The sequence below is a fragment of the Variovorax sp. P1_H12_2 genome, assembly GCF_056405335.1.
This window is the reverse complement of sequence record NZ_JBFUCI010000197.1, coordinates 1-11,057: the sequence shown is the minus strand read 5'-3', so window position 1 is coordinate 11,057 and position 11,057 is coordinate 1. Positions and strand designations below refer to the sequence as shown.

The 11,057-nt window shown below is 67.8% G+C and carries 7 protein-coding genes; 5 read left to right on the top strand and 2 right to left on the bottom strand.

The features are described 5' to 3' along the window. The 5 genes from AC1D2K_RS19490 to AC1D2K_RS19470 form a co-directional block, all read left to right on the top strand. The coding region (locus AC1D2K_RS19490) for an indolepyruvate ferredoxin oxidoreductase family protein (protein WP_478090480.1) at positions 1 to 3,481 on the top strand (3,481 nt) is incomplete at its 5' end. Positions 3,482 to 3,692: 211 nt separating this feature from the next. Further along, positions 3,693 to 4,022 (top strand): preprotein translocase subunit YajC, encoded by a 330-nt coding sequence (gene yajC, locus AC1D2K_RS19485; RefSeq protein WP_478090479.1) that lies wholly within the window; start codon positions 3,693 to 3,695, stop codon positions 4,020 to 4,022. 54 nt (positions 4,023 to 4,076) lie between these two features. Then, positions 4,077 to 5,954: a protein translocase subunit SecD gene (gene secD, locus AC1D2K_RS19480; protein ID WP_478090478.1), complete on the top strand. Its 1,878-nt coding sequence runs from the start codon at positions 4,077 to 4,079 to the stop codon at positions 5,952 to 5,954. Between the two features lie 12 nt (positions 5,955 to 5,966). Beyond that, positions 5,967 to 6,920: a protein translocase subunit SecF gene (secF, locus tag AC1D2K_RS19475; RefSeq protein ID WP_478090477.1), complete on the top strand. Its 954-nt coding sequence runs from the start codon at positions 5,967 to 5,969 to the stop codon at positions 6,918 to 6,920. A 104-nt stretch (positions 6,921 to 7,024) separates the two neighbouring features. Beyond that, positions 7,025 to 9,409 carry a DUF1631 family protein gene (locus AC1D2K_RS19470; RefSeq protein ID WP_478090476.1) on the top strand — a complete coding sequence of 795 codons (2,385 nt, stop codon included), beginning with the start codon at positions 7,025 to 7,027 and terminating at the stop codon, positions 9,407 to 9,409. Positions 9,410 to 9,680: 271 nt separating this feature from the next. Here AC1D2K_RS19470 and AC1D2K_RS19465 read toward each other — a convergent pair whose 3' ends face one another. Both AC1D2K_RS19465 and dprA read right to left on the bottom strand, forming a co-directional pair. Then, entirely contained in the window at positions 9,681 to 10,196 is a 516-nt protein-coding gene (locus AC1D2K_RS19465) for a Smg family protein (RefSeq protein ID WP_478090475.1), read from the bottom strand. 67 nt (positions 10,197 to 10,263) lie between these two features. Further along, positions 10,264 to 11,057: DNA-processing protein DprA (gene dprA, locus AC1D2K_RS19460; protein ID WP_478090474.1), on the bottom strand; the 794-nt coding region annotated here is incomplete at its 5' end.

Sequence of the window (11,057 nt, the reverse complement as noted above, 5' to 3'; positions counted from 1 at the left end):
GCTGCAGCGCCTGCGCGACCAGCAGCAGGGCAAGAACACCGCCGGCTTCATCAGCGGCTACCGYGGCTCCCCGCTCGGCGGCTACGACCAGGCGCTCTGGAAGGCCAGCAAGTTCCTGAAGGAACAGAACATCGTCTTCCAGCCCGGGGTCAACGAAGAACTCGCGGCCACCGCGCTATGGGGCACCCAGCAACTGGGCTTCTCTCCCGCGGGCACCAACAAGTTCGACGGCGTCTTCGGCATCTGGTACGGCAAGGGCCCGGGGGTGGACCGCTGCTCGGACGTCTTCAAGCACGCCAACATGGCCGGCACGACCGAGTTCGGCGGCGTGATCGCGGTGGCCGGCGACGACCACATCTCGAAGAGTTCGACCGCGGCGCACCAGAGCGACCACATCTTCAAGGCCTGCGGCACGCCGGTGTTCTTCCCGGCCAACGTGCAGGAAATCCTCGACCTCGGCATCCATGCCTTCGCGATGAGCCGCTTCGCCGGCATCTGGTCGGGCATGAAGACGATCCAGGAAATCGTCGAATCCAGCGCCACCGCGATGATCGACCCCGAGCGCGTCGAGATCGTCATCCCGACCGACTTCCAGATGCCCCCCGGCGGCCTGCACATCCGCTGGCCCGACCATGCGCTCGAGCAGGAAGCGCGGCTGATGCACTACAAGTGGTACGCCGCGCTGGCCTATATCCGCGCCAACCGCCTGAACCACAACGTGATCGAGGGCCCGAACGACCGCTTCGGCATCATGGCCAGCGGCAAGGCCTTCAACGACACCCGCCAGGCGCTGATCGACCTCGGCCTGGACGACGCGGCCTGCCGGCAGCTCGGCATCCGGCTGCACAAGGTGGCGGTGGTCTGGCCGCTCGAAGCCCAGCTCACGCGCGCCTTCGCGACCGGCCTGCAGGAAATCCTGGTGGTCGAGGAAAAGCGCCAGGTCATCGAGTACCAGCTCAAGGAAGAGCTCTACAACTGGCGCCCGGACGTGCGGCCCAACGTGGTCGGCAAGTTCGACGAAGGCGAGGTCCACGCGGCCGAGGGCTACTCCGGCGGCGAATGGTCGATGCCCAACCCGAGCGCGCACGAGCTGTTGCGCGCCAACGCCGACCTGAATCCGGCGCTGATCGCCAAGGCGATCGCCCTGCGCCTCAAGAAGACCGGCCTGCTGGCCGCCGCGGGCGCCGACATGGCCGCGCGCATCGACGCCCAGCTCGCGATCCTCGAAGCCAAGGAGCGCGCGATGGCCGCGCCGCAGGTGATCGGCGTCTCGGACGCGGCGCGCCAGCCCTGGTTCTGCTCGGGCTGCCCGCACAACACCAGCACCGTGGTGCCCGAGGGCTCGCGCGCGCTGGGCGGCATCGGCTGCCACTTCATGGCGACCTGGATGGACCGCTCGACCATCGGCTTCACGCAGATGGGCGGCGAGGGCGTGCCATGGGTCGGCCAGCAGCCGTTCACCACCGACCAGCACATCTTCGCCAACCTCGGCGACGGCACCTACTTCCACAGCGGCCTGCTGGCGATCCGCCAGAGCATCGCGGCCGGCGTCAACATCACCTACAAGATCCTCTACAACGACGCCGTCGCGATGACCGGCGGCCAGCAGGTCGGCGAGCGGCCCGAGGGCCATTCGGTGCTGCAGATCGCAGAGAGCCTGCATGCCGAAGGCGCGGTCAAGGTCGTCGTCGTCACCGACGAGCCCGAGAAGTACGAAGGCGTCAGTGTTCCCGGCGACAACGTCAAGGTGCGGCACCGCGACGACCTGGACGAGATCCAGCGCGAGTTCCGTGAAATCAAGGGCACGACGGCCATCATCTACGACCAGACCTGCGCGACCGAGAAGCGGCGCCGCCGCAAGCGGGGCACGGCGGTCGATCCGGCCAAGCGCGTGGTCATCAACGAACTGGTCTGCGAAGGCTGCGGCGACTGCAGCGTGCAGAGCAACTGCCTGTCGGTGGAGCCGCTGGAGACCGAGTTCGGCCGCAAGCGCACCATCAACCAGAGCACCTGCAACAAGGACATGAGCTGCCTCAAGGGCTTCTGCCCGAGCTTCGTCACGGTCGAAGGCGGCCAGCTCAAGAAGAAGGCGAAGAACAAGGGCGCGACGCCGGCCGATCTGGGCGCGCTCTCCGAGCCGGCGCTGCCTTCGCTCGCGGGCGACCAGGTGTGGGGCATCGTGGTGGCGGGCGTCGGCGGCACCGGCGTCATCACCATCGGTCAGCTGCTGGGCATGGCGGCGCACATCGAGGGCAAGGGTATCGTCACCCAGGACGCGGCCGGCCTGGCCCAGAAGGGGGGCGCCACCTGGAGCCACGTGCTGATCGGCGAGACGCAGGACGCCATTCGCACCACCCGCGTCGGCACCGCCGCGGCCGACCTGATCCTGGCCTGCGACCCGCTGGTCAGCGTCAATGCCGAGAGCCTGGCGCGCATGCGTGAGGGCCGCACCCACGTGGCGCTCAACAGCCACAGCAGCCCGACGGCCGCCTTCGTGCGCAACGCCAACTGGCAGAACCCGCAGGAGGCCTGCGCGGCCGAGATCGCGCGCGCCGTCGGCGTCGACGCTGTCGGTGCCTTCGATGCCGATGCGGCGGCGACCTCGCTGATGGGCGACAGCATCTATGTCAACCCGATGATCCTGGGCTACGCCTGGCAAAAGGGCTGGGTCCCGCTGGCGCTCGAATCGCTGATGCGGGCGATCGAGCTCAACGCGGTGGCGGTCGACAACAACAAGGCGGCCTTCGAATGGGGTCGCCAGGCCGCAGAGCGGCCGGCCGAACTGCAAAAACGCGTGCAGCCGGGCCAGGTCATCGAGTTCAAGAAGCGCGAGACGGTCGACGCGCTGGTGGCGCGCCGCGCCGAATTCCTGACCGGTTACCAGAACGCGGCCTACGCCGACGACTACAAGGCCTTCGTCGCCAAGGTGCGGCAGGCCGAGTCGGCGCTGGGCAAGACCAGCCTGACCGAGTCCGTGGCGCGCTTCCTGTTCAAGCTGATGGCCTACAAGGACGAGTACGAAGTGGCGCGGCTGCACACCGACCGCAGCTTCCTCGACCGGGTCGAAGGCATGTTCGAGGGCGACTTCAAGCTCAACTATCACCTCGCGCCGCCCATCATCGCGAAGAAGAACGCCAAGGGCGAACTGCAGAAGCAGAAGTTCGGACCGTGGATGCTCACCGGCTTCAGGGTGCTGGCGAAGCTCAAGGGCCTGCGCGGCACGGCACTCGACATCTTCGGCCGCACCGAGGAGCGCAAGACCGAACGCGCCCTGATCGGCGAATACCGGGCCAGCATCGAGGAGGTGCTCGCCGGGTTGAGTGCGGCCAATCACGACACCGCGCTGGCGATCGCCGGCCTGCCCGAGCAGATCCGCGGTTACGGCCATGTCAGGGAACGCAACCTGGCCGCCGCGCGGGTGCGCTGGGCCGAGTTGCTGGCCAAGTGGCGCGATCCGCGCGCCGCCCGTGTCGCGGCTTGAGGCTTGCGCGCCGTCAGGACCCCCGGAAAAAGCCCCTGAACGCCGCCCCGGCTTAGGCCGGGCCGGCCTGCCGACGGCCGAATACAATGCTCGGTGCTGTGCGCGGCCCTGGCTCCGCGCTGCGTGGCCGCCGGGTGCGGCCGCGGATGCGACGGAACCTCATGCAAGCGAGGGCCGGCGCTCCTCTTCCTTTCCCCTGTTGGAGACTTCCTTGTTCATTTCTTCTGCTTTTGCCCAGACCGCGCCCGCTGCCGGGGGCGGCGACATGATGTCCTCGCTCGGCAGCATGCTGCCGCTGGTGTTGATGTTCGTGGTCCTCTACTTCGTCATGATCCGCCCGCAGATGAAGCGCCAGAAGGAAGCGCGCGCCATGATCGAAGCCCTCGCCAAGGGTGACGAGGTCGCCACCTCCGGCGGCATGCTCGGCAAGATCACCCAGATCGGCGAGCAATACCTGACGGTCGAGATCGCCAAGGGCGTCGAAGTCCAGATCCAGCGCAGCGCCGTGGTCCAGGTGCTGCCCAAGGGCGCGATCAAGTAAGTAGAGCCACAACGACGCGGGCGCCGGACTCCGCGCGCCCTGAAGGTTGAATCGATGAACCGTTACCCGGTCTGGAAGTACGCGATCATCGTGATCGTGCTGCTTGTGGGGCTTGTCTACGCCCTGCCCAATTTCTTCGGCGAGGCGCCTGCGGTGCAGGTGTCGTCGGCCAAATCGACCGTCAAGGTCGATGCCGGCACACAGGCCCGGGTGGCTGAGGCGCTCAAGGCCGCCTCGCTGGTGCCCGACCTGCTGACGCTCGACGCCACCTCGGTGCGGGCGCGCTTCGCCACCACCGACGACCAATTGAAGGCGCGCGACGTGATGCAGCGCGCGCTGGTGCCCGACCCGAGCGATCCGCCCTACACGGTGGCGCTGAACCTCGTATCGCGCTCCCCGAGCTGGCTCACCGCCCTGCACGCCTTCCCGATGTACCTGGGCCTCGACCTGCGCGGCGGCGTCGATTTCCTGCTCCAGGTCGACATGAAGGGGGCCATCGACAAGCGGGCCGAATCCTTCGCCAGCGACCTGCGCACCGCATTGCGCGACAAGAGCGTGCGCGGCAGCGCGGTCAGCCGCAACGGCCAGACCATCGAGATGCGCTTCCGCGATGCCGCCGGACTGGATGCCGCCAAGGGCCTGCTGCAGGACCAGTTCCCGGACCTGACAGGGGTCGAGAGCCAGGAAGGCACCGACTTCAAGCTCGTCGCCTCGATCAAGCCCGAGGCCGCGCGCCGGCTGCAGGACGCTGCCCTGAAGCAGAACATCACCACGCTGCACAACCGGATCAACGAGCTCGGCGTGGCCGAGCCGGTGATCCAGCAGCAGGGCCTGGACCGCATCGTGGTCCAGCTGCCCGGCGTGCAGGACACGGCCAAGGCCAAGGACATCCTGGGCCGTACCGCCACGCTCGAGATGCGCCTGGTCGACGAAAGCACCGAAGGCCGCGCCGCGGAGATGGGCACCGGTCCGGTGCCCTTCGGCTCCGAGAAATTCCTCGACCGCCAGGGCCGCTCGGTGATCGTCAAGAAGCAGGTGCTGGTGACCGGCGAGAACCTCACCGATGCCCAGCCCGGCTTCGATTCGCAGACCCAGCAGCCCAAGGTCGACCTGACCATGGACGCCAAGGGCGGCCGCATCATGCGCGACGTCAGCCGCGAGAACTTCAAGAAGCGCATGGCGATGCTGATCTTCGAGAAGGGCAAGGGCGAGGTGCTCACGGCCCCGTCGATCAACGGCGAGCTCGGCAACCGCTTCCAGATCTCCGGCTCGATGAGCGTGGTCGAGGCCAACGACCTCGCGCTGCTGCTGCGCGCCGGTTCGCTGGCCGCGCCGATGGAGATCATCCAGGAACGCACCATCGGCCCGAGCCTGGGTGCCGACAACATCAAGAAGGGCTTCGACAGCGTGATGTACGGCTTCGCCGCGATCATGGTGTTCATGTGCCTCTATTACGCGTTGTTCGGCGTCTTCTCGTCGATCGCGCTGGCGGTCAACTTGCTGCTGCTGGTGGCGATCCTCTCGATGCTGCAGGCCACGCTGACGCTGCCCGGCATTGCCGCCATGGCGCTGGCCATCGGCGTGGCGATCGACTCCAACGTGCTGATCAACGAGCGCATCCGCGAGGAACTGCGCAGCGGCGCCTCGCCGCAGGCCGCCATCCATGCCGGCTACGAGCGCGCCTGGGGCACCATCCTCGACTCCAACGTCACGACGCTGATTGCCGGTGTCGCGCTGCTGGCCTTCGGCTCCGGCCCGATCCGCGGTTTCGCGGTGGTGCATTGCATCGGTATCGTCACCTCGATGTTCTCGGCCGTGTTCTTCTCGCGCGGCCTGGTGAACTTCTGGTACGGCAGCAAGAAGAAGCTCAAGACGGTGTCGATCGGCACCGTCTGGAAGCCGGACGCCACCACCGTGGCCGACGCGAAATAAGAGACACGACAAATGGAATTCTTCCGGATCCACAGGACGATCCCGTTCATGCGCCACGCGCTGGTGCTGAACGCGGTGTCCTTCATCACCTTCGCGCTGGCGGTCTTCTTCCTGTTCCACCGCGGACTGCACCTGTCGGTGGAGTTCACCGGTGGCACGGTGATGGAAGTCGCCTCCCAGCAGTCGGTCGACATCGGCCGCGTACGCGAGACTATCTCCAAGCTCGGCTACCAGGACGTGCAGGTTCAGAACTTCGGCACCTCGCGCGACGTCCAGATCCGCCTGCCGGTGCAGAAGGGCCAGACCTCGGCCCAGCAGAGCGAACAGGTCATGGCGGCGCTTCAGGCGGTCGACCCGACGGCGACCCTGCGCGGCAACGAGTTCGTCGGCCCGCAGGTCGGCGAGGAGCTGACCACCAACGGCCTCAAGGCGCTGGGCATGGTGGTGGTCGGCATCATGATCTACCTGGCTTTCCGCTTCGAATGGAAATTTGCGCTGGCCACCGTGCTGGCCAACCTGCACGACGTGGTCATCATCCTGGGCTTCTTCGCCTTCTTCCAGTGGGAGTTCTCGCTGGCGGTGCTGGCGGCGGTGCTGGCGGTGCTGGGCTACTCGGTCAACGAGTCGGTGGTGATCTTCGACCGCGTGCGCGAGAACTTCCGCCGCTATCGCAAGCTCAGCACCCCCGAGGTGATCGACAGCGCGATCACCTCGACCATCAGCCGGACCATCATCACCCACGGCTCGACCCAGCTGGTGGTGCTGTCGATGTTCTTCTTTGGTGGCCCGACGCTGCACTATTTCGCGCTGGCCCTGACCATCGGGATCTGCTTCGGCATCTATTCGTCGGCCTTCGTGGCGGCGTCCATCGCGATGTGGCTGGGCGTCAAGCGCGAGGACCTGGTCAAGGGACCGGTCAAGCGCGACGGCGATCCGAACGACCCCAACGCCGGCGCCACCGTGTGAGCCCGGCTTTGGGGTTGCCGAGCATGGCGGGCCCTTGTGCGGTTACGCTTCCCGATGCAAGCTCGAAGTTTGCCGAATCGAAATAATTGCCGTCCCGACCATCCATGACCACGCGGTCCCATGCAGCTTCCCTCCAACTCTCCCGCGAGACGCGCGAGCGTTTCGTCGCCGCCACCGAGCCGCTGATCGCGCCGGTCGGGCATGCGGTCCTCGAACGGCTGGCGGTCCTGGCCTCGCAGACCGGCAACGCGCGCGAGATGCAGGAGAACCGCGACGGCTTGCTGGCCTTCCAGACCCACGGCGCCGACTGGGTGTCGCGTTCGCAGTCGGCTTGGCGCAAGGCGCTGGCCGCCAGCACGGCCGAAGGGCCGAGCTCCAATTCGCTGTCGCACCTCGAACTGATCGGCGACGAAGTGGTCGAGACCAGCATCCTGTCGTCGCGGCTCGCGCAGTCGATCCAGGACAAGGCCAGTTTCGAACTCAGCGACCTGCGGCTGCGCATCCAGCATCTGGAAGGAACCCACGAGCTGAGCGCGAAGGACATCCTCAAGCCCGAGGCGCTGGCCAGGGTGCTGGTCGACCAGTGGCTCGCCACTGGTCTGAACCGCGGCATCTGGAACAAGGTTCAGGACCAGGTGCAGCAGCACATGGTCGAGGTGGTGGTCCAGGCCTACAAGGATGCCAACGCCTTCCTGGTCGGCAAGGACGTGATGGCCGAGATCGACCTCAAGAGCTTCGTCCGTCGCACCGGATCGGTGAGCTCGGGCACTGCGCCGCTGGGCGGCAGTTTCGCGGGTAGCCACGGCGGCAGCGCGTCGATGGGCATCTCCGGGCAACCGCAGGCGGGTGGCTTCGGGGCCCCGGCGGGCAGCTTCGCGCCGGCAGCGATCGGCGTCGGGCGAGGAGCTGGCGGACCCGGGCAGGCCGGCGGCGATACCCAGGTCGCCACCGGCGGCTCGCCGCTGCTGATGGCGCGCCAGCGAGCGCAGGGCGTGCTGCTCAATCTCAAGCGCTTCGTGACCGCGCGCATCGGCGGCGACATCACTCAGCCCCGCCTGAACGGCGGCGGCGAGATGGCGGGCGGCGGGGGCGGCATGGGCGGCGGTGCGCCGGGCTTCGCGGCAGCGATCGCGGACGCCGAGGCGGCCTACCAGATCGCGGCCTCGCAGTACGTGGTCGGCGAGGAGGCCACGGCCATCCACCATGCCTCGGCCGAACTGCGCCGGCGCACCAGTGAACTCAAGAAGAAGGCGCCCACCACGGCCGACAAGGCCACGGTCGAGATCGTGGCGCTGATGTTCCAGGCCATCCTGGCCGAGGAGCGGATCCCGTTCTCGGCCCGGGTCTGGTTCGCGCGCCTGCAGATGCCGGTGCTGCGCGTGGCCATCGCCGAGCCGGAATTCTTCGGCACCCTGCAGCACCCGGCGCGCATGCTGATCGACCGCATGGGTTCGTGCGTGATGGGCTTCGATGCGGCCGCGATTTCGGGCAGCGCGCTCGAGGGCGAGATCCGCCGCGTGGTCCAGGTGATCGAGCAGTACCCTGAAACCGGCCAGCGCGTGTTCAAGCTGGTATTCGACGAATTCGTCGCCTTCCTCAACAAGTACCTGACGCAGAGCGACACCACCCAGCGGGTGATGAGCGTGGCGCAGCAGGTCGAGCAGAAGGAGACGATGGCGATCCAGTACACCATCGAGTTGCGCAAGATGCTCAACGACATGCCGGTACGGGAAGAGATTCGCGAGTTCCTGTTCAAGGTCTGGGCCGAGGTGCTGGCGATCGCCGCCCTGCGCTATGGCGCCCAGGACGAGCAGACCGTGACCCTCAAACGGGCGGCCTCCGACCTGGTCTGGGCGGCCAGCGCCAAGCCCAACCGCAACGACCGCACCCGCGTGATCCAGGACCTGCCGAAGCTGTTGCAGCGGCTGCGCCAGGGCATGACGCTGCTGGGCATCGTGGGTGAGCCGCAGGAGGCGCACATCAAGATCATCGGCGCGACCCTGTCCGATGCCTTCCTGTCGAAGACCGAGGCGATCCCGCCGGCCAAGATCGAGGCCATGGCCAAGCGCCTGGCCAACCTGGAGGATTTCGTCTCCGACGAAGGCACCACCGACCTGCCGCTCGATGCCGCGAGCATCGAGTTGCTGCTCGGCGTCGATGCGGCCTCGATCGAGGTGGTGCCCGACACCGGCACCAAGGTCAGCGAGGACATGCTCGCTTGGGCGCACGAACTCCAGGTCGGCACCTGGTTCATGCTCGACCACAATGACCGCGTGAGCCAGGTCCAGTTCGTCTGGCGCAGCGACCGCAAGCAGCTGCACCTGTTCGCTTCGAGCGACGGCCACAGCTTCCTGATCCAGGTCGGTCGCCTGGCGTCCTACCTGCAGGCCGGCCTGCTGGTGCCGGCCGAAGAGGAAACGCTCACGGTGCGCGCCACGCGCGAAGCGCTGGCCAAGCTCGACGCCAACCCAGAACGGCTTCTGAACTAGCTCGCCCCCAGGTTGCCCGGCACTTCGTGTCCGGGCGCCCACCCCCTACCGGGGGCAACACCAGCGGCCTGGCAAAGCCAGATCCGCGGTGTTTCATCAACGGGCCTGGCTGCGCCGGCCGATTGAAGAGAGGCGCCGCGCTTGTTCTCCGGCGGCGCGCAGCGCCCGCCCGTTSGTGGGCAGTCGCGGAACCGGCTTTGCCGGGCCGCTGACTGCGCCCCCGGYAGGGGGTGGGMGGGCTACACGAAGTGAGCCCGACCTGGGGGCGAGCCTAGTGCGCGACGCGAAGCGTCGCATCGTCGCAGAGCTCGTCGAGCACCAAGGCGTCGGGTTCGACACCGGTGCTCCAGTGCACCATCAGCACGATGATCTTGAGCTCGTCGAGTGCCAGCGGCTCGCCCGGCGTCGCCATGGCGCGTTCGACCACGATCTCGCGCATGCCGGCCGGCAGCACACCCGCGGATTCGAGGAAGCTGATGAAGCCCAGGCATTCGGCGCCGATGTGTTCCTGTTCGGAGGTCGAGTAGACGCGCATCGCATCGGCCGACTGCGCCATCGCGGCATCGGCTGCGACGCCCGGCAGCACGGTGGCGCTGATGCCGTCGGCGTGGCGGCTGAGCTGCACGCCCCGGGTCGCCAGGCTCAGGCCGTCGAGCCAGTGCAGCGCCTCGCGGATCTCTTCCGCATCGAAGCCCTGGGCGCTGAGCTTGCGCCCCAGCTGCTCGGGTTCCGGGCAGGCATCGCCGCGCCAGTAGTTTTCGTAGACATACACGAGCACTTCGAACATGGGTTCAATATAGCCCACTCCGGGCGTTGCCCGTCGAAAGTTGCATCGACACGACGCAGGCTGTGGGTCAGCCGAGCGCGATGCGCTGGAACAGGCCGCCCGGCAGGCGGGCGACACGGCCTGCCAGCTCGAGTTCGAGCAATTGCGCCTGCAGCGTGGCCGGGCTGAAGCCGGTGCGGGCGCACAGCGCATCGAGGCTGACCGGGTCGAACCCGAGTTCGCGCAGCAGCGCGGGTTCCGTCGCATCGTCCGCGGCGGCGGGCGATGGCGGCGTGGGGCCGCCATCGAAGCGCAGCTCTTCCAGCACATCGCCGACCGATTCGACCAGCTTGGCCCCCTGGCGGATCAGTTCATGGCAGCCGCGCGAGTGCGGCGAATGGATCGAACCCGGGATGGCGAACACCTCGCGCCCCTGCTCGGCCGCGAGCCGGGCCGTGATCAACGACCCGGAGCGCAGCGCGGCCTCGACCACCAGCGTGCCGCGCGTGAGCCCGGCAATGATGCGGTTGCGCTTCGGGAAGTTCTGGTTCAGCGGCGGCGTACCCAGCGGGTACTCGCTCACGATCAAGCCGTGCGCGGCGATCCGATGGGCCAGCTCGCGATGCCGGGCGGGGTAGACGCGATCGAGTCCGGTGCCCACCACCGCCACCGTGGCCGGCCGCTCCGGGCCCCCGGTCTCGAGCGCGCCTTCATGGGCCGCCCCGTCGATCCCGAGGGCCAGGCCCGAGACCACGGGAATCCCGGCCTCGCCGAACGCGCGCGCGAACGCACGAGCGTTCTGCGTGCCCTGGGTCGTGGGATTTCGGCTGCCGACCATGGCGATGCTGCGGTCCAGCTGCGTCAGGTCGAATCCGGATGCGC

Excerpts from the sequence above, each read along its gene's own strand:
- AC1D2K_RS19465 (WP_478090475.1), bottom strand. The coding sequence starts at position 10,196 with ATGTTCGAAGTGCTCGTGTATGTCTACGAAAACTACTGGCGCGGCGAT.
- AC1D2K_RS19470 (WP_478090476.1), top strand. The coding sequence starts at position 7,025 with ATGACCACGCGGTCCCATGCAGCTTCCCTCCAACTCTCCCGCGAGACG.
- secF (WP_478090477.1), top strand. The coding sequence starts at position 5,967 with ATGGAATTCTTCCGGATCCACAGGACGATCCCGTTCATGCGCCACGCG.
- secD (WP_478090478.1), top strand. The coding sequence starts at position 4,077 with ATGAACCGTTACCCGGTCTGGAAGTACGCGATCATCGTGATCGTGCTG.